The 18,696-nt window shown below is 52.5% G+C and carries 24 protein-coding genes; 19 read left to right on the top strand and 5 right to left on the bottom strand.

Annotated elements, in window-relative coordinates; translation table 11 throughout:
• Positions 1-16 precede the first annotated feature (16 nt).
• The 7 genes from hisD (at position 17) to hisJ (ending at position 6,275) form a co-directional block, all read left to right on the top strand.
• Positions 17-1,318, top strand: coding sequence for a histidinol dehydrogenase (gene hisD / locus TX85_RS17150; RefSeq protein ID WP_044480762.1), 1,302 nt, complete (start codon positions 17-19; stop codon positions 1,316-1,318).
• Positions 1,318-1,938 (top strand): imidazoleglycerol-phosphate dehydratase HisB, encoded by a 621-nt coding sequence (hisB, locus tag TX85_RS17145; RefSeq protein ID WP_044480914.1) that lies wholly within the window; start codon positions 1,318-1,320, stop codon positions 1,936-1,938. Before hisD ends, hisB begins: the two co-directional genes overlap by 1 nt.
• Positions 1,939-1,941: 3 nt before the next feature.
• The gene (gene hisH, locus TX85_RS17140) at positions 1,942-2,574 is read left to right on the top strand and encodes an imidazole glycerol phosphate synthase subunit HisH (protein WP_044480760.1); all 633 of its coding nucleotides are present in this window, start codon (positions 1,942-1,944) and stop codon (positions 2,572-2,574) included.
• A 370-nt stretch (positions 2,575-2,944) separates the two neighbouring features.
• Positions 2,945-3,694, top strand: a complete 750-nt coding sequence (hisA, locus tag TX85_RS17135) for a 1-(5-phosphoribosyl)-5-[(5-phosphoribosylamino)methylideneamino]imidazole-4-carboxamide isomerase (protein ID WP_044480759.1) — start codon at positions 2,945-2,947, stop codon at positions 3,692-3,694.
• 287 nt (positions 3,695-3,981) lie between these two features.
• Positions 3,982-4,740, top strand: a complete 759-nt coding sequence (gene hisF / locus TX85_RS17130; protein WP_044480758.1) for an imidazole glycerol phosphate synthase subunit HisF — start codon at positions 3,982-3,984, stop codon at positions 4,738-4,740.
• Positions 4,737-5,432, top strand: a complete 696-nt coding sequence (hisIE, locus tag TX85_RS17125) for a bifunctional phosphoribosyl-AMP cyclohydrolase/phosphoribosyl-ATP diphosphatase HisIE (protein ID WP_044480757.1) — start codon at positions 4,737-4,739, stop codon at positions 5,430-5,432. Before hisF ends, hisIE begins: the two co-directional genes overlap by 4 nt.
• A gap of 15 nt (positions 5,433-5,447) precedes the next feature.
• Complete coding sequence (hisJ, locus tag TX85_RS17120; RefSeq protein WP_044480755.1) at positions 5,448-6,275, top strand: histidinol-phosphatase HisJ; 828 nt, start codon at positions 5,448-5,450, stop codon at positions 6,273-6,275.
• A gap of 133 nt (positions 6,276-6,408) precedes the next feature.
• Here hisJ and dnaK read toward each other — a convergent pair whose 3' ends face one another.
• From dnaK to TX85_RS17095, 5 genes are read right to left on the bottom strand one after another with little or no spacing between them, the layout of a single operon-like run.
• Complete coding sequence (dnaK, locus tag TX85_RS17115) at positions 6,409-8,115, bottom strand: molecular chaperone DnaK (protein ID WP_044480754.1); 1,707 nt, start codon at positions 8,113-8,115, stop codon at positions 6,409-6,411.
• A 47-nt stretch (positions 8,116-8,162) separates the two neighbouring features.
• Positions 8,163-8,861 carry a DnaJ domain-containing protein gene (locus TX85_RS17110; RefSeq protein ID WP_222860716.1) on the bottom strand — a complete coding sequence of 233 codons (699 nt, stop codon included), beginning with the start codon at positions 8,859-8,861 and terminating at the stop codon, positions 8,163-8,165.
• 4 nt (positions 8,862-8,865) lie between these two features.
• Entirely contained in the window at positions 8,866-9,693 is an 828-nt protein-coding gene (locus TX85_RS17105) for a DUF5685 family protein (RefSeq protein ID WP_044480752.1), read from the bottom strand.
• Positions 9,694-9,696: 3 nt separating this feature from the next.
• The gene (locus tag TX85_RS17100; RefSeq protein ID WP_044480751.1) at positions 9,697-10,089 is read right to left on the bottom strand and encodes a zinc ribbon domain-containing protein; all 393 of its coding nucleotides are present in this window, start codon (positions 10,087-10,089) and stop codon (positions 9,697-9,699) included.
• Positions 10,090-10,108: 19 nt separating this feature from the next.
• On the bottom strand, positions 10,109-10,543 hold the full coding sequence (locus TX85_RS17095; protein WP_044480750.1) for a MarR family winged helix-turn-helix transcriptional regulator: 435 nt from the start codon (positions 10,541-10,543) through the stop codon (positions 10,109-10,111).
• A gap of 121 nt (positions 10,544-10,664) precedes the next feature.
• On the opposite strand from TX85_RS17095, the gene TX85_RS28215 reads away from it, so the two are divergent.
• The 12 genes from TX85_RS28215 to TX85_RS17050 all read left to right on the top strand — a co-directional run bounded on the left by TX85_RS28215 (position 10,665) and on the right by TX85_RS17050 (position 18,690).
• A complete protein-coding gene (locus TX85_RS28215; RefSeq protein ID WP_148444380.1) occupies positions 10,665-10,796 on the top strand; it encodes a S8 family serine peptidase in 132 nt (43 codons plus the stop codon).
• Positions 10,790-10,939, top strand: a complete 150-nt coding sequence (locus TX85_RS28210) for a S8 family serine peptidase (protein ID WP_158297351.1) — start codon at positions 10,790-10,792, stop codon at positions 10,937-10,939. The genes TX85_RS28215 and TX85_RS28210 overlap by 7 nt, the downstream gene beginning before the upstream one ends.
• Positions 10,940-11,373: 434 nt before the next feature.
• The gene (locus TX85_RS26840) at positions 11,374-11,586 is read left to right on the top strand and encodes a hypothetical protein (RefSeq protein ID WP_148444377.1); all 213 of its coding nucleotides are present in this window, start codon (positions 11,374-11,376) and stop codon (positions 11,584-11,586) included.
• Positions 11,587-11,618: 32 nt separating this feature from the next.
• Positions 11,619-12,053, top strand: a complete 435-nt coding sequence (locus TX85_RS17090) for a phage tail terminator family protein (RefSeq protein WP_222860715.1) — start codon at positions 11,619-11,621, stop codon at positions 12,051-12,053.
• Complete coding sequence (locus TX85_RS17085) at positions 12,043-12,243, top strand: hypothetical protein (protein WP_044480747.1); 201 nt, start codon at positions 12,043-12,045, stop codon at positions 12,241-12,243. The genes TX85_RS17090 and TX85_RS17085 overlap by 11 nt, the downstream gene beginning before the upstream one ends.
• A complete protein-coding gene (locus TX85_RS17080) occupies positions 12,236-13,564 on the top strand; it encodes a phage tail sheath family protein (RefSeq protein WP_044480746.1) in 1,329 nt (442 codons plus the stop codon). The genes TX85_RS17085 and TX85_RS17080 overlap by 8 nt, the downstream gene beginning before the upstream one ends.
• Before the next feature lie 13 nt (positions 13,565-13,577).
• Positions 13,578-14,054, top strand: a complete 477-nt coding sequence (locus tag TX85_RS17075; RefSeq protein WP_044480745.1) for a phage tail tube protein — start codon at positions 13,578-13,580, stop codon at positions 14,052-14,054.
• A gap of 24 nt (positions 14,055-14,078) precedes the next feature.
• Entirely contained in the window at positions 14,079-14,498 is a 420-nt protein-coding gene (locus TX85_RS17070; RefSeq protein WP_044480744.1) for a phage tail assembly chaperone, read from the top strand.
• A gap of 192 nt (positions 14,499-14,690) precedes the next feature.
• Positions 14,691-16,703, top strand: coding sequence for a phage tail tape measure protein (locus TX85_RS17065; RefSeq protein ID WP_044480742.1), 2,013 nt, complete (start codon positions 14,691-14,693; stop codon positions 16,701-16,703).
• Positions 16,700-17,377 (top strand): LysM peptidoglycan-binding domain-containing protein, encoded by a 678-nt coding sequence (locus TX85_RS17060; RefSeq protein WP_044480741.1) that lies wholly within the window; start codon positions 16,700-16,702, stop codon positions 17,375-17,377. Before TX85_RS17065 ends, TX85_RS17060 begins: the two co-directional genes overlap by 4 nt.
• Before the next feature lie 15 nt (positions 17,378-17,392).
• The gene (locus TX85_RS17055; RefSeq protein ID WP_044480740.1) at positions 17,393-18,349 is read left to right on the top strand and encodes an XkdQ/YqbQ family protein; all 957 of its coding nucleotides are present in this window, start codon (positions 17,393-17,395) and stop codon (positions 18,347-18,349) included.
• Positions 18,349-18,690: a DUF2577 domain-containing protein gene (locus TX85_RS17050; RefSeq protein WP_044480739.1), complete on the top strand. Its 342-nt coding sequence runs from the start codon at positions 18,349-18,351 to the stop codon at positions 18,688-18,690. Before TX85_RS17055 ends, TX85_RS17050 begins: the two co-directional genes overlap by 1 nt.
• The last annotated feature ends 6 nt before the right edge of the window (positions 18,691-18,696 follow it).

The raw sequence follows: 18,696 nt of genomic DNA, 5'->3' as shown, positions 1-18,696 counted from the left end.
AAGGGGGATGATGACGATGAAGATCGTCAAGGCGGAGGATTTCGATCTGCGGCGGGAAGTGGAGTACGGCTCTCCCGAGCAGAATAAGGCCGTTCGAGAAATCGTAGCGCAAGTGAAGCAGCAAGGGGATGCAGCCCTGCTGAAATATACAGAGCAGTTCGATCGGGTACATCTTACGGCAGGACAGCTGCGGGTAATGGAGGAAGAGCTGGCGGCAGCTTACCGGCAGGTAGAGCCTTCCTTTGTGGAGGCTATCGCCGCGGCCGCGGCCAATATACGGGCATTCCATTCTCGGCAGAAGCGCAATTCCTGGATGGATTTGCAGCCCGACGGCAGCCTGCTTGGACAGATCATCCGCCCGCTGAAACGGGTCGGCGTGTATGTCCCTGGAGGCAAGGCAGCCTATCCGTCATCGGTGCTGATGAACGTCATTCCGGCACAGGTGGCCGGGGTGCCGGAGATCGTGATGGTGACGCCGCCTTCGACGAGCGGCACGGAAGGCATCGACCCGTATATTCTGGTGGCGGCGGCTGAGGCCGGCGTCAGCGAAATTTACCGGGTCGGCGGGGCCCAGGCCATAGCGGCGTTAGCCTATGGCACGGAGAGCATGGCCCCGGTCGATAAGATCTGCGGACCGGGGAATATCTACGTCGCGCTGGCTAAGCGCGAGGTGTACGGGGTCGTCGATATCGACAGTATCGCCGGCCCCAGCGAGATCGCCGTGCTCGCGGACGACAGTGCAGATCCGGCCTATGTAGCCGCTGATCTGCTGTCCCAGGCGGAGCACGATGAGATGGCGTCGGCGATCCTGGTGACGCCGTCGCCAGCCTTTGCCGAGGCCTGCCGGGCGGAGGTGCAGCGGCAGCTGGGCGAGCTGCCGCGCCGCGGGATTGCCGAGGCCTCGGTGCGGGATTACGGCGCCATTATTCTGGTTGATTCCGTCGTGGAAGGCATCGACGTGATCAACCGGCTGGCGCCGGAGCATTTCGAGCTGATCGTGGAGGAGCCGATGGCGTATCTCGGCCTGATCGAGAATGCCGGGGCGATTTTCCTCGGGCCTTACAGCTCGGAGCCTGTGGGGGATTATTTTGCCGGACCGAACCATATTATCCCTACGAACGGCACGGCAAGGTTCTCGTCGCCGGTGGATGTGGACGATTTTATCAAGAAATCGAGTCTGATTTACTATAGCAAGGAAGCATTGCTGAGCAATGGAGCGACAATTATGGAGCTGGCACGCCGGGAAGGGCTGGAAGGCCATGCCCGGGCGATAGAGATCCGGCTGCGCAAAGAGGGAAAGGCGGGGGAAGCAGAATGATGTCAGAAATTACAGGAGCTGGGGACGTGGTGCGTGAGCGCCGTGCCGAGATCAGCCGCAAGACGAACGAGACGGATATTAAGCTGGCGCTGGGCATTGACGGGACAGGTCAGGCAGAGCTGGCAACGGATGTGCCCTTTTTGAACCATATGCTGGATCTGTTCACCAAGCATGGACAGTTTAATCTGTCCGTGGATGCTCGTGGCGATATTGAGATTGATGACCACCATACGGTGGAGGACATCGGAATTTGCCTTGGACAGTGTCTGCGTGAGGCGCTGGGAGATAAGCGCGGGATCAAGCGTTACTCCAGTGTCTTTATTCCAATGGATGAAGCGCTGGCTCAAGTAGTGATTGATATCAGCAATCGGCCGCATTTTGAGTATCGTGCGGAGTATCCGTCAGACCGGGTTGGCAGCTTCGATGTTCAACTGGTGCAGGAATTCTTGTGGAAATTAGCGCTGGAAGCGCGGATTACGCTGCATGTGATCGTTCACTACGGGCAGAATACGCACCATATGATTGAAGCGGTGTTCAAGGCGCTTGGCCGGGCGCTGGATGAGGCGACCAGCATGGATCCGCGCGTGAGCGGTGTGCCTTCGACGAAGGGAGTGCTATAGCCGGTGGCGATTGCAATTGTCGACTATGGAATGGGCAATCTGCATAGCGTCAGCAAGGCTGTGGAGCGGCTGGGTTACGAGGTGATTGTCACGGGTGATGCGGAGACGATTCTGTCTTCGGACGGGGTGCTGCTTCCCGGGGTAGGGGCATTTGGCGATGCGATGATGCATTTGCGGGACACGGGGCTGGATGTTGTGGTTCGCCGGGCTGCCGCGGATGGCTTGCCCCTGCTCGGTATCTGTCTCGGAATGCAGCTGCTGTTTGACAGCAGTGAGGAGCATGGCCGACATGAGGGCCTTGGCCTGCTGCCGGGGAGAGTTGAACGCTTTGCAGGAGACAGCGGCCTTAAGGTTCCTCATATGGGCTGGAATCGGCTGGAGTTTTTGCAGCAGGATCACCCCATTCTGGCAGGGCTGACGGAGGGTCATGTGTATTTTGTTCATTCCTATCATGTACTGACCGGGCGTTCCGGTGATTTGCTGGCGGTTACGGATTACGGACATCCGGTCACAGCGATTGTCGGTCACGACAATGTGTACGGCATGCAGTTCCATCCGGAAAAGAGCGGAGAGCTGGGCATGTCGCTGCTGCGGAATTTTCTGGAGCTGGCTGTCCGGGGGCGGGAGCAGAGTTAGAGTTGATAGATTGATGTGTGTGTTTTGTGTTGTGTTGTGTGCTGCACCCCAAAGCCGGTTGTATTTAGTGAAAAAACATACCTAAGAATTGGCCGACAGTGGGTATATAAGCGTATAGTGAAAAAACTTCCGCTAGATTTGGAGAAGTGCCCTGATTGGCTGTTTTTTTAAAATGTAAGGTAAGTAATTTCACTAAATTGGGCATATCGCGCAAACTGGAGATTTTAAGGCAAGTTTTTTCACTATATTGCTTTGCGGATGGTGCAAGAGAGCATGTCCAATATACGAAGTACAGTTGGTGCTCTCGGTGTGCTGTGTGGACGAAACAAGAGTTATGCGCATCTATGAGATGTAAGGAGGAGGAGCCTGTATGTCAGCTTTTACAATTTATCCGGCCATCGATATCCGCGGCGGCAAATGTGTGCGTCTAGTGCAAGGGGATTATGCCCGGGAGACGGTTTATAATGAGAATCCGGCGGAGGTCGCTCGTTCCTGGGAAGCTCAGGGCGGCAGCTATATTCATCTGGTTGATCTGGACGGGGCAAAGGCCGGGCATCCCGTAAACGACGAACTGATCGGCGAGATTGCCCGCAGCGTACAGGTGCCGGTGCAAGTTGGCGGAGGGCTGCGCACGTTAGCGGATGTGGAGCGTTTGCTAGGTCTTGGTGTAAGCCGGGTCATTCTCGGCACAGCCGCGATTGAGGACCGCGCATTTACGGAAGCGGTGCTCGGTACATACGGCGACAAGGTGGCTATAGGCATCGATGCAAGAGACGGCTTCGTAGCTACACGCGGCTGGCTGGAAACCTCGGAGGTGCAGGCGGAGGTGCTGGCCAAGGAGCTGGCGGCAAAAGGTGCGGAAACGTTTATTTTCACCGATATTTCCCGTGATGGAATGATGCAGGGACCTAATGTCGAGGCGATCCGCTCATTAGCGCAGGCTTCCGGACGGACCGTGATTGCCTCCGGCGGCGTGACGGTGCAAGACGATCTGTTGAAGCTGGCGGCTTATGCCGCGCAGGGCATCGGCGGAGCGATTGTGGGCAAGGCGCTGTATACCGGCAGTATTGATTTGGCGCAAGCAATTCAGGCGATATCGACGGTAAAATCAGCAGACTAGATAAGTTGAACTAGAAAATGATGTACAGAAAGGGCATAAGTGTGAAGTGTACTGTAGAAGCGTAAGCGTTCGCCTTTGTGAGTGGATTTCTACCTTATAATAACTTAGTTCAATTAGAGAAATCCGCGAACAACAGCGATCGTAAGCACACTTCACACGTTGCCCTCAGTGTTTAATCTTTAGTTCAACTTATATAGACTAGATTTTGAATCCAGCCGAGGAATTGTGGTTAAAGTTGGCCAGACTGGGGACTGGGCTGCAAATGATAGAAAGCGGGTGAAGGCACGATGCTGGCAAAGAGGATTATTCCCTGCCTGGATGTGAAGGATGGTCGGGTTGTCAAAGGCGTGAATTTTGTGAATCTTCGCGATGCAGGGGACCCGGTAGAATTGGCGGCCTTGTATGATCGCGAAGGCGCGGACGAAATTGTATTTCTCGATATCTCGGCTTCGAATGAGGGCCGGGCAACGATGATCGAGGTCGTTCGCCAGACGGCGGGAGAGATCGCGATTCCTTTTACGGTAGGCGGAGGCATTTCTCAAGTAGAGGACATGAAGCGCATCCTTCGAGCCGGGGCGGATAAGATCGGTATTAATACAGCGGCTGTGCTGAACCCGGAGCTGATCTCGGATGGGGCGCGCCGCTTCGGCTCTCAATGTATCGTGGTTGCTGTGGATGCGAAGTTCAACCCAGCCTGGGGCGAGTGGGAAGTGTACACCCACGGCGGACGAAAAGCAACAGGCATCAAAGCCTTGGAATGGATAAAAGAAGCTGAGGCACGGGGAGCGGGGGAAATTTTACTCACCAGTATGGACGCCGATGGCACGAAGGATGGCTTCGACCTGCCGCTCACGAAGGCAGTTAGCGCAGCGGCTGGCATTCCTGTGATTGCCTCGGGCGGAGCAGGGAAGCCGGATGATTTCTACGAGGTGTTCACGGAAGGTGCGGCAGATGCGGCACTGGCGGCGACGATTTTTCACTTTAAAGAAATCGCGGTTCCGGATTTGAAGCGGGATCTTAGAGCAAGAGGAGTGGAAGTGCGATGACAACAGACGGACAAAACCAAGCATTGCGGCTGTCCCAGCCATTGGAGGAGCTTCTGCAGCAGATTCGCTGGGATGATCAAGGATTGGTTCCTGCGATTGTACAGGATGCGCAGAGCCGTGAGGTGCTGATGCTGGCGTATATGAACAAGGAGTCGCTTGGCAAGTCGCTGGAAAGCGGACAGACCTGGTTCTGGAGCCGTTCGCGCAGCGAGCTGTGGAACAAGGGAGCAACCTCCGGGAATACGCAGCAGATTCGGTCGCTGAGCTACGACTGTGATGGAGATACCTTGCTGATGCTGGTGGATCGGAACGGACCTGCCTGCCATACAGGCGAGGATAGCTGCTTCTATCGGACAGCGGCAGAGCTGGAAGGTTCAACGGAACTTGCTCGCGGGCGCTTTGAGGTGTTGGCGGAGCTGGAGCGGTTGATCGGCGAGCGCTATAAGGAACGTCCCGAAGGCGCGTATACGACTTATTTATTTGAGAAGGGCATCGATAAGATTCTGAAAAAGGTGGGCGAAGAGACTGCCGAGTCGATCATTGCCGCGAAAAATGGAGATAACGACGAGCTGCGGTTAGAGGTCAGCGATCTGATCTATCACCTGCTGGTGCTGCTGCGCGAGCGGGACTTGCCGCTGAACGATATTATGGCAGAGCTGGAGCGGCGGCATGAACGGCCGCGGCGCGATTAAGGCGGTGGCGAATCTATGCTGATTGATTATCATACGCATCATGCCCGCTGCGGCCATGCGGTAGGCGAGCTGGAGGAATACGTGAAGCGGGGAATCGAGCTGGGCTTGTCCCAGCTTGGACTGTCTGACCATATGCCGCTGCTTCATGTGGACCCGGCTGCCTATTATCCCGAGATGGCGATGCCGCTGGACGAGCTTCCCCGCTATGTGGAGGAGGCTTTTCAGCTTAAGGAGAAGTATCGCGGGCAGATCGACCTTCGGGTCGGGCTGGAGGGTGACTACATCGAAGGCTGGGAGCGGCAGATTGAAGAGATCGTCAAGGCCTATCCATGGGACTATGTCATCGGCTCCGTTCATTTTCTCGGCGAGTGGGATGTGTCGGACTTCCGGCAGGTGCACAACTGGGAGGGGCAGAATGTATTTGCCGTCTATGAGCGGTACTATGATGCCGTCGCCAAAGCGGCGCGAACCGGCTTCTATGACATCATGGGGCATCTCGACGTGATCAAGCGCTTCGGCCATCGCCCGGGTGCAGCGCTTGAAGCCGAGACGGTTGATCTGGAGCTGCATACGCTGACGGCTGTTAAAAAAGCTGGCGTAGCGATGGAGCTGAACGCTTCGGGTTTGTCCAAGCCGGTGGCGGAAATGTTCCCGAGCCGGCGGATTTTGTCCGCTGCCGTGGAACGGGGCATCCCGCTCACCGTTGGTTCAGATGCGCACGACCCGCTCAAGCTGGGCGAGCATCTGGGTCAGGCGCGGGCGCTATTGCATGAGCTGGGTGTACGTGAGCTGGCGACCTTTGAGGGACGTAAGCGGACGATGGTGCCGCTGGAGTTGAAGTAGCTTAGCAAGATGAATTAGGAAATTTTGAAAAAAGAGCCGGCCAAGAGATGTTATTCTTGGCTGGCTCTTAGCAATTTTAATGACGTTCTGGCATCTATTTCCGCCACGGACGGAAGCCGCTCCGCTTGAATGGTCAAGCGCCGATGTTCTGTAACACTTGCTCAAGCCGGTCACTGGCTGACGAGATGAGATCATAATCCTTCCCGCGCAGCGCCTTCTTCGTGTCTTTCATGGCGGAGGCCAGCTGTGCCTTCAATTCCTTGTCCAGCTTCTTTTTCTCCTGGGTCTGTGCTTGAACGATCAAATGGTCCGCACGGCTGCGAACTTCGCTCTCATGATGCAATTGAGCGTCTTCGGCGGCATGCTGTTCGGCATCCCGAATGGCCCGTTCAATTTCGAGGTCGCTCATATTGGAGGAATCAGTCAACGTGATTTCTTGCTGTTTGCCGGTGCCCAGGTCCTTGGCACTTACATTTACGATGCCATTGGTATCGATAGTAAAGGTAACCTCGATCTGAGGTACTCCGCGGAGCGCGCGCTGGATCCCCTTTAGCTTAAATTTGCCCAGCGTTTTGTTTTGTTTGGCTAGCGGACGCTCTCCCTGCAGCACATGGACTTCCACGGATGTCTGAAAGTTTGCCGCCGTACTGAAAATCTGGCTTTTGGAAATAGGGATGGAAGTATTCCGGTCAATAACGGGAGTAAATCTTCCTCCTACCGTTTCGATGCCGAGCGACAAAGGAGTGACGTCGAGCAATAGAAGCCCTGTCACCGAACCGATCAAGACTCCGCCCTGCAGTGCAGCTCCCATCGCGACGCATTCATCGGGATTAATTCCTTTGAAGCCCTCTTTTCCCGTGATACTCTTCACCGTCTCCTGGACGGCCGGAATTCGGCTGGAGCCTCCAACAAGCAGTACTTTGTCGATATCCTCGCCTTTCACGCCCGCATCCTCCAGCGCTTGCCGTACCGGAATCAGACTTGCCTTGACCAGATGACTGGTTAGTTCATTGAATTTAGTTCGGGTCAGCGTGATCTCCATGTGCAGCGGAGCGCCCTTTGCATCAGCAATATAAGGGAGATTTATTTCTGTACTGACAGAACCGGAAAGCTCGATCTTTGCCTTTTCTGCTGCTTCCTTCACACGCTGCATAGCGGTTGGGTGGGCAGCTAGGTCCAAGTGATGCTCCCGTCTGAATTCCTCCAGTAAATATTCCACTACACATTGGTCAAAATCATCGCCGCCTAGGTGGTTGTTGCCTGAAGTTGCCAACACCTCGATGACTCCATGATTAATATCCAGGATCGAGACATCAAAGGTACCGCCGCCCAGATCATAGACCATGATTTTCTGGGATTGCTCCTTGTCTACCCCATAAGCTACTGCTGCAGCGGTAGGCTCGTTAATAATCCGCTGGACTTCCAGCCCTGCGATACGTCCGGCATCCTTAGTGGCTTGACGCTGAGCGTCGGTGAAATAAGCGGGAACGGTAATAACCGCATCCGAAACCTTTTCTCCCAAAAATTCCTCCGCGTCTTCCTTCAGCTTCTTCAAGACCATCGCCGATATTTCTTGTGGTCTGTATTCTCGCCCATCAATGTTAACGACGTGCTTCGTTCCCATTTGTCTCTTGATTGACATGATCGTTCGGCTGCTGTTAATGACGGACTGCCGCAATGCGGTTTGTCCGACCAGACGGTCTCCATTTTTGGCGAAGGCTACGACGGAGGGCATGGTTCGTCCTCCTTCTTTGCTGGGGATGATTACGGGCTTGTCTCCCTCCATAACAGCCACACAAGAGTTCGTAGTCCCTAAGTCAATGCCTATTACTTTTCCCATATTGTTCCGGTACCTCCATCTGAGTAGGTTATGCCGATGCCTGGTCATCAACACGGCCGACAGCAGCATAGACAGAAAAATTGTAGTGCGCAAAATTGCAGCAGGGTTTTGGATAAGGGATTCATATCGAAGCCATAGCCTTGTCCGGCTTGACGGTAATTGAAAATGCCTTTTTGAAATTGTTCAAGCAGGGTGAGATATTCCTCTGCGTTAGGATTGAGACGTACAGCTTCCTGTGCATGATTCAAAGCGGTAATACGATTTCCGGCTCCTGCATGGGCAATGGCACTGGCGTAGAACCATTCATCATCCCGTTCCATTTCCGAAAGGGTGCGCAGGGCTTCCTGGTATTGGTTGCGTTCGATGAAATTGAACACAGCCTGCATTCTGGGAGAGCTTGCTTTGTACGGTTCCTGCCGGGCCTTTCCAAAAAGATCATTAAATTGCTTATAAAAATCACCATCCTCAAACGGATTGCCTTGTCCGTAAGGATTCCCTTGTCCAAAGGGGTTCCCCGCCTGTCCATAGCCTTGAGGACCGGAGGCCCCGGCTCTCGTCTGCCCGGCGGAGGCGCCGCTTGTCCCTCCCTCGCGCTCCAGTTTGATTTGCTCATAGGCCGCATTAATCTGCTGCATCTTAACCTTGGCCGACTCATTCCCGGGGTTGAGATCGGGATGGTACTTTTTGGCCAGCCTGCGGTAGGCCTGTTTAATCTCCTCTTCCGAGGCAGAGGGGGTCAACTCCATGATTTTATAGGGATCGCTCATGATGTTTACTTACCTCTTCTTTTCTCGGCTTAAATTTCATCCATACGCCGGAATATAGGATATTGCGGAGAATATCCTGATCGCGCTGCAGGGGAAGTGCTTCGAACTCCTGGGTGCATTCGCTGATCAGCATCGTCAGTAACAGGCTGTGATCTATGTTGCTCTGGGCGGTCAAAGGATTATAACGGCCATGCTTCAAGTCCGAAGCAAGATCCATGCTGGCATCCATAATGTATATAAAACGGCCCAAGGCGGCACCCAGACGATACAGCTGTGCCGACCATTCATCCTCCTTGATCACCAGCAGCTTGCCCATGACTTCTCCGAAGACATTTGCCGGCAAATCCGGGTTGAGCTCGTTCGCCTGCTCCATCTGTGTCAGCAAAGCCAGCGAATCTCTAATCGTGGTGCACTGGCCGGGCCAGCGCGCTTCAACCTTCTTCATGCCGGGCTCCAGCAACTTAAGGAGGCTTTTTGCCGTCAAACTGCGGTCATCATTCCAATCATCAAGCGCCTTATAATACGCAAGTACAAGGTTCATATCCGCCGCATATTCAGTTATCTCCGTCGTTATATAGGGAAGCTGGCGGACAGGGTGGATCAGACAACGCTGCATAGCTTGTTCCTCTTGGGGAGCGTAGAGCGAGGATAGCAGCATGCTTACAAAGGTCAAGTCATAGGTAAGTGTCGTGCGCCCCCATTTGCCATGTCTTTCATCAAGCACGCGGCACAGTCCGCAATACATCGCCTGATACCGCTGCTTATCACTCTCGCTCAACTGCTTGGGGTTAATCATGATATATCCAAACATAGGCTAGCTCTTCCTCTCGAATTGCGCTCTGCATTTCGGACAGGTAATCATAATCTTCCCCTTCCCCTTCGGGACCCGCACCTTCTGTTTGCAGGAAGGGCAGCTGTAGAACCGGTGAGTTCTCGATTGCTTTACCTGCTGTACAGCTGATTTAAACCTTCCGGTGATCTTTCGTTGCAGTGAGATATAGGCCAGATTTTCCTGGCTGCGTTTTCCGATGTTGCGGCTGAATATTCGGAAGGTCTGATAGAGGATCAGTGCAAAGCCGAAGGTTGCCAGCAACCGGAAGAAGAAGCTTCCCAGCACGACCATGATTAAAGCGGTGATATTTAAGAATTGCCCAAACTGGTCTACCCCGTAACGGCCCAACATCCATTGACGTATTCGTTCTTTCATGTCCCCGAGCTCCTTTTAATTACGAATCAGAGTGCATTTTGGCAGCTATTTCATTCATCCTGCAGGCAATCCGCAGATACTCCCGGGTATCCTGCTCGCCAAGTGCTTCAAGCAAATCCTTCAAGGCGTTGCGTACATGCCGCCGATATTCTAATACATGCGCTTCTCCTTCCGGAGTTAGATGCACAATCGTCTTCCGATGGTCCTCCTGATCGACTTCCCGATACACCCATCCCTTGCGTTCCATGCTCTTCACGGCTGCCGCAATCCGGGCTGTGCTGGTCCCCAAAGCCTCACTAAGCACGTTTGATCTGGCAGTCCCGCTGTAGGAATGCAAATAACTCAGCAGAAAAACTTCCCCCTTGGACAGCTCGCCAATCTGTTTAAGCGGAGAATTGCGCGACAAAGCCTCCAAGACTTGAAGAATTTCGTCGGCAGTAGCCTCATAATTCATGTTCAATTTCCTCCAAGTAATTAGCTAACACTATTAGTAATTATTATAATTGAGTTTTACCTAGTGAGTCAAAATTTGAAGGGAAACTCTGATAGCTATGAAGTGATACCACGACAAATTAATCGAAGGAGAAGACTCTGATTTTGGTGGAGTTTCATTTATTGAGGATACATTCTCCTATTATGATGACAATGGACACGGTACTCATGTTGCAGGGATTATCGGAGCTCAATTAAATGGAGTGGAGTGGTAGGTGTAGCGCCAAATGCATCAATATATGCAGTAAAGGTGCTAGATTCAACTGGGAACGGAAGGTATAGTCAAGTCGTTGAAGGTATAAATTGGGCAATAGATAATGGGATGGATATAATATCTATTAGTTTTGGTGGAACATAGTATAGTGAAATTTTGCACGAGTCAATACAAAGGGCCAAACATGCCGGTATTTTTATTTTCCGAAGTTGTTTCGGTAGGTGCTGTAAAGAAATCTTTTAGGGTAGCACCATATTCTAGTAACGGGCAAGAACTGGATGTTGTTGCACCTGGTAATGAGATCGAAGAACGGATTGAAATTGTACAATACACCATTGCTCACCTCACGATCTCAATTATCAGAAAGCAATCGACCAATACGGTGTCCCTTACCAACGGGTGTAGACATGGGTTATGGGGCCTTACCTGTTTCGCTTGTTCGCCTATCTGTCCTCTTCCTGTCCGATCCGTGGCTCATGTTTGTCTGTTCACAGGCCGCTGGCGACCGGAAATCTGCGATAAAATGATAGTGTAGCCGAAGAAGGATACAACAACATAAAGCTTGCGCAGGGCCGTGAATGAGACCTTTACGGCCCTGCTGTTTTCTCGCCGGTTCCAGGCATTTGGACCGGCTGTTCGTGTTTGGCGGGACCCTTGCACCGGTTCAACGAACCCTCGCAGGCGCTATAGAGGAAGGGCGCTCTCAGCATAAGGCAAGTCGAGGTCCCGCTCCCACAGAACAACAGATCGTGAAACGTCTGGAACAAGGCAGAGACAGCAAATGCAAGTGAAGTCGAAAGCAGGTGATTGTATTTTGACACAGATGACTTTGAAGGACGTTGTACAGAGCTTGGCTCATGTGCTCACCGCCGGTATCCCGGAGGTCCCCGTGCATACGGAGAAGCAGCCTGGGGAGACGGAAGAGTCCTATTTGCTCGTACAACTGGCGAAGTCGGAGCAGAGCCGAGAGCTTCATCGAAGGTACAAGCGTACCCATTCGCTGGAGGTACAATTCGTTCCAGGCGGAGCGGATAGCCGGGTGTCTACCTATGACATGGCAGAGCGCCTTTATGAGCTGCTTGCTGATTTTGGCACAGGTGATGGTCTGATGCCGGGCGCGGCCTTGGCAGCACAGTGGCAGGAGGATGGGCGGCTGCTTGTGCAGCTGACATTTACTCAAATCGTCTGGTCGCCGGCTGGCGAAGAGATCAAGATGGGAAAGCTCCGGCAGGAGGGAGAGCTTAAAGATGGTGTTTAAGAAGAAAAAGACAGCCCAGCCTGTGCAGCGGACTTACTCCAAAGCACAATTGCTGGCAGCAGGCCGTTTCAGTGGTGTGGAGAAGGATGTCCTGCACGTGGCACTAACGGATGAGGGAGTTTATACGGCGGCTCAAGCCGAGCAGGCCGTGCAATCATTTATTCAAAGAGGAGTGAAGGAACATGGCTAATGGCACATGGACAACGCAAAATAAAGTATCCCCGGGGACGTATATCAACTTTAAATCAGCGGCCCGTGCAGTGGGTACAGTGGGGGAACGAGGGGTGGCTGCTTTCCCGGCACCCTTGCCTTGGGGCCCTGAGGGAGTTATCAAATTGGAGGCGGAATCCTTTCTGCAAAATGCAGAGAAGCTGCTGGGCTTCGGAGCAGCCGATGCCAGGATCCGTCATATCGCAGCCGCCATGGCTCATGCCAGCCGAGTGCTCATTTACCGGCTCGGAGCCAAGGGGTCTGAACAGGCCAAGGCCACGGTAGGCGAACTGACAGCTACGGCCAACTATGGCGGTACGCGTGGGAACGACCTGCAGATTATTGTGCAAGCTAGCGTCGACGAGCCGGATCACTATGAAGTCCGCACTTTGCTCGAAGGCGAAGAAGTAGACGCGCAAATCGTAGGTTCCATCGAAGAGTTGGTGAATCACGACTTTGTTACCTTTACGGGGAGCGGTGAGTTGACGGAGACGGCTGGAGCAGCGCTTGCGGGCGGTGTGGATGGTCCGGTAAGCAACGGAGATTGGACGGCGGCGCTGGCAGCTTTGGAAGCGGAAGAGTTCGACGTGCTGGGCGTGCCGACGGATGATGCGGCGATCAAGCAACTGGCTGTAGCTTACACGAAGCGTCTGCGTGAGCAAGAAGGCAAGAAAATCGTCACTGTGCTATATAATCATCCGCAAGCTAATTACGAAGGAATTATCAGCTTGAAGAACAGCATTATTACGACAGACGGCCTGGCCGTGGAGCCTATCTACCTGCTATGGGAAATTACGGCCATGGAGGCTGCCGCCAATGTCAACGAATCCCTTACTTATACGGAGATCCCGAATGCAGCGGACGTATCGCCTAAAATGACTTATAGCGAGATGATCCAGGCGCTGCAAAACGGGGAGCTTGTGCTTACCGCCTCCAACGGCAAAGTGCAAATCCAACAGGACATCAATACACTGACTACTTTTACCCCGGAAAAAGCCAAGCATTTCAGCAAAAACCGCGTGGTACGGGTGCTGGATACGATTGCCCGTGATCTGCAACGGACCTTTGCTTCGAGCTACCTTGGTAAGATTGGCAACAATGCGGATGGCCGCAATTTGTTGAAGGGTGAAGTGCTGAGCTACCTCGGCAGCTTGCAGGGCATCGGTGCGATTCAGAATTTCGATGCGGAGAGCGACCTTGAAGTGCTTCCAGGCAACGAAGGCGATGCCGTCGTGATTAACCTGAATGTACAGCCGGTGGACAGCATCGAAAAAATCTACATGACCGTGACGGTCAACTAAGGAGGACGAAATCATGGCAGGCTCTTTTTTTAATGTGAAGGATGCCGTAAGCGGCAAGCAAGCCAAGGCATTTATCAAAATCGACGGGCGTACGGAAGAATTGTTTTATGCTAAAACACTGGAATCTACGATTGAGAAGACCAAGGTAGACGTGCCTACGCTGGGCAGAACCAGCACACCGCAGCGTTCCGCCGGCTGGAAGGGTACGGGGACGCTGACGATTTATTATGTCTCCTCCTTCTTCCGTAATCTGATGCAGGACTATGTCAAGAACGGGACGGACTTCTGGTTCGATCTGATGATTACCAATGAGCAGCCGGGGAGCGGCGCGGGCAAGCAGACGGTGTTCCTGCGGGGCTGCAACATCGACAGCATTATCGCGGCTAAATTCGATGCGACCGCTGATGATATGCTGGATGAGGAAATTCCGTTTACCTTTGAAGACTATGACATTATCGAATCGTTTGGCACGGTTCAGCCAAGCAACTAAACCAATTCAGGAGGAGATTCACGAATGAGTGCTTTAACTGCTTCTTTTGCCCAAAATGCCGCCGCCGGACAGGTGGAGGAAGTCGTCGTTTCCGATCGTTTCCAAGATGAGAATGGAGCTGCCGTGCCTTGGCGGCTCCGCAGCATGACGGAGGAGGAGAACGAAGCCATTCGTAAATCCTGCCAGCGTAAGGTAAAGGATAAGGGGGTGGTCAGCTATGAGACGAATACGGATGAGTATTTGGCCAAGCTGGCGGTCGCAAGCGTCGTATTCCCGGATTTGAAGAATGCGGAGCTGCAGCAATCCTATCAGGTGATGGGTGCGGACCAATGTCTGCGCAAGATGCTGCTGCCTGGTGAGTACGCTACGCTGGTGCAAAAGGTACAGCAGATTAACGGCTTTGACAAGAGCATTAACGAGCTGGCGGACGAGGTAAAAAACTAATCAACGAGGGCGACGGCGAGGCGACCTGCGCCCTCTTTGCCTTAAACCGCTTCAACCTGATGCCATGGGAATTCGCTGCCTTGGGCATCAGGCAGAAGGCGGCCTTGGTCGCAATGATCCAGGAGATCATCAAGACGGAGAAGAAAGCAGCGAAGAGAAAGTGAATTTCCGGCCAGGAAAGAAGGTGAAACCTTGGCGAGTATTAATTTAATGCTTCAACAAAATACGCTTTTTCAAACCTACATTCAACAACAGAATGTGGCTATTGCTAATTCCAATATTGTGTTTCAACAAGTTAATAACATCAATCAAGCTCAGACCAAGCTGAATAAGACCATGGATGATTCAACCAAGAAGGCGAATGCATTGATGGGCATCTTTAATGGTCCGGCACTTGGGAAATTAGCGAAAGCAGGAAGTGCAATTTTAGGAAATATGTTTAAGGAGGGTACGGACCAACAATCCGTTCTGGACCAGATGTCCCTTCGAGCCGGAAGCTCTGGGGCAGGACAGACCATCTTTGACCAAACGGCGACACAGGCTCTGAAATACGGTCAGGATGTGAAGACTGCTTTGGCAGGAACGCAGGGGTTCATGGCGAGTACCACTGACCCGGCCCAGTTAGAACAACTGAATATGCTGGCAATGCGTATGTCGCAATTGAACCCGGACAAGGGATTGAAAGGGGCCGCCGATGCGCTATCCAAGCTGATGACAGGCGATAGCAAGTCCTTGGGAGAGGATTACAAATTTGAGGCAGGGGATCAAGCGGCCCTAAGCACCGCATCCAACTCGGGAGATATTAACGGCATGATTGCGGCGATGGATACGTTGCTGAACAAGCAGGGAATCACGCAGGCCGCGTTTGATACGATGTTAGATTCACCAGCGGTGAAATGGAAGAGCGTAGTGGATGGCTTTAATTTTCAATTAGCCTCATTAGGTCAACAAGGGATGAATGCGCTCACTCCTGCAATAGACGCCCTGTTAAGTATGTTGAACAGCGAAGCGTTCAGTCAGTTTATGAGCGGTGTTGGCGCAGCCTTTAGCCTTGTAGGCTCTCTTTTGGGCGAAGCCATGGCAGGGGTCGCATCCTTTATTGGCTCGCTAACTTCTGGTGGCTCCTCTACGAACATGTTACTTATTGGCATGGGAGTGGCGCTAGCTGCCATGGGTGTCATTCTCTGGGCCATGGTGGCTCCGGTGGTGGCACAGGCTATTGCTTGGCTAGGTGTGTATTGGCCCATTCTGCTGGTTGTGGCTGTCATTGGGCTGATTATTGGGGCTCTCATCAAGTTTGGAGTATCTGCAGAGTCTATCGTTGGCTTTGTTGTGGGCTTATTTTATGGCTTATATGCTGCTATTTATAACTACGTTGCTATCTGCGTCAATTTATGGATTACCCTTGCAGAATTTCTAATCAATACCTTCCATAATTCGGTGTATCGCATTAGGAAGTTTATCTTTGATATGGGACAGTTCTTTGGCGAACACATGTATAAAATGCTCCTTGCCGCGGAGGACTTCGCCAGCGGATTTGTAAGTATCATTCTGGATGCGGTAAATGGAGCCCTTCGCGGCATTAATTTACTCATCAAAGGGTTCAATAAACTGACTAATTCTGATATTTCAGCCATCTCATTACTTGATAAACCCGACATGCACATGCTGAGCGATAAGCTCAGAGTTAAGCTGGACAGTATGGAGGCTCCGGAGGCTCCAGGTGATTCGGTTCAACTGGGTAGAATGGAAACGAAGGATATACTAGGAGCCTTTAATCAAGGTAACCAGGCTGGGAAGAATCTCGTGAGTAAGGGAACGGATTTTCTCGATTCAGCAAAATCCAAGCTTGACAATAATCGGGAAGAGATGCTCCCAGGCAGCCCAGGTACCGAGGATGCAGCTCAGCTAGGAACTCAGCTAAGAACTCAGCCAGGCATGAACATTTCTCAAATCGGCAGCGTTGGTCATGTCGGCAGTGTGGACCGCATTAATGAGACGGTGGATATTTCTTCGGAAGACCTCAAAATGATGCGTGAACTGGCGGAGGTAACCGCTATTCAGAACTTTACGACGCTGACACCAACGGTGACGGTCAACACGGGGCCGGTCTCCAAGGAAGTCGACATCCACACGATCGTGACGCAGATTGAACAAGTATTGGAAGAGGAGATTGCCACCAGCGCAGCGGGGGTGTATGCATGAGCTATACATTAATGCTGTCCTATAACAATGGGGCAGAGAAGATTTATCTACCGGTGCTCCCGGAGAAAATTGAAGTTAATCAGAGCGGCAACAGCAAGAGCTACGATATCTCCCAGCTTGGGGAGGTTCAGGTGTTAACGGGACAGAAGTTGCTCGATATTTCGTTCTCTGGTATTTTCCCGGCACATCCCCTGTATGCAAGCGGGCAAGAGCCTGGCGCCTTTCAGGAGCCGTTGCATTATTACCAGACCTTGGAGAAGTGGCTGTCCAACCAGAAGCCGATTCGTCTGACCTTTATCGGGTCCACGCTTAATCTTGATTTGCCAGTGAGCATTGAGAGCTTTACCTATTCCGAATCAGGCGGAGCCGTGGGGGATATCAGCTATACCTTGAAGTTAAAGGAATATCGCTACTATACCGCAAAGAAGCCGGCGGTAGAACAGCCCGGGGGGGCCAAGGCTGCGGCTGCTCCCGCAGGAACAAATGCCCCAGTCCGGCCCGACACCAGGGTACAGCCCAAAACCTATACGCTGGTATCCGGCGACAGCCTGTGGAAGGTAGCGCAGAAGTTGCTGGGAAGCGGTGCCCGTTACAAAGAAATACAGAAGCTCAACGGCATTCAGGACAGTGAACTGCGCCGGTTGCCTGTCGGCAAGGTGTTGAAGCTGCCATGAGGAGAGGTGAGTCGTTTGCTGCAAGTTTTGCTGGACGATAAATTAGGCACGGTTTGGGATATTTCTGAATTGGTCACGGAAGCAACCTGGAAAACCACGCGGGCTATTCAGCCGGGAAGCCTCGACTTCCGCATGATTGCCTCCTCGCAGATCGCCGTGGCTAACGGCAATATTGTCCGCGTGAAGTGGGATGATATCCCACTGTTTTATGGCTATGTGTTTTCTGTCAACCGCGGGCAGAGTGAGGAAATTTCGGTCAAATGCTATGACCAAATGCGTTACTTGAATGCTAAGGAGACTTATGTGTTCAAGAATATCACCGCTGCGGCCGCCGTGAAACGGATTACTGATGATGTGGGCCTAAAATGGGGCCATATTGCCGATACGAAGTATGTTATTCCAACGCTGGTGGGCGATGGGAAGAAGCTGCTGGATATCCTGTCGGAGGCGTTTGACAAAACGGTTATTAATACCGGTATCATCTATACCCTTTATGACGAGTTTGGAGCGCTGGCTGTGCGGGACTGCGCCAAAGAGATGAAATTGAATTTGCAGCTTGGGGATCAAAGCCTCCTGTACAGCTACTCCTATGAGCGGAGCATTGACAGCGATACGTATAACTATTTCAAATTGGTGCAGGACAACCAGAAGACTGGACATCGCGATGTATATGCAGCCAAGGATGAAGCCAATATCGCCACATGGGGCAAGCTCATTTATTACGATAAGGTGGACGATAACCAGAATGCGGCTCAGATTAACAAGCTGCTGGACATGCTCCAAAAGCTGAAAAACCGTGAGACACGGCGACTCAAACTGGATGTGCTTGGCCAGCCGCAGCTTCGTGCAGGTTGTCTGGTTGCGGTGAACATCAGCGCCCTGAGCATGAACCAGGACTTTTTGATTGACGAGTGCTCTCACCAATTTCGTGGGGGCGAATATACCACTTCTATAGATTTGAAGGTGATTTAATGGGGTTGGCGAACAAAATCCGTCAGCTCGGCGCCGGGGCGGTCGATGCGTCCAGCCCGGTGTCTGTGCTGTTCGGTAAAGTGATGAATACGGCTCCGCTGGAAATCCTGGTCGATCAACGTTTTACCATCGATCAGGATTTTTTGGTCGTTACGCAGCAAATGACCCGCTATGAATTGGACTTGAAGCACAGGCACAAGACCCGTGAGGAGGACACTCAGGAGGCGCTGATCGATAAAGTAGTCATTCGCGAAGGCTTGCAGTCTGGCGATAGCGTATTGCTGCTACGCATGCAGGGCGGTCAAAAATACATCGTATGGGACAAGGTGGTGAGCGGATGATTCCAC

The sequence above is a fragment of the Paenibacillus antibioticophila genome, from assembly GCF_000455265.1.
Taxonomy (GTDB): Bacteria; Bacillota; Bacilli; order Paenibacillales; family Paenibacillaceae; genus Fontibacillus; species Fontibacillus antibioticophila.
This window is presented reverse-complemented; position numbering and strand designations above follow the sequence as displayed.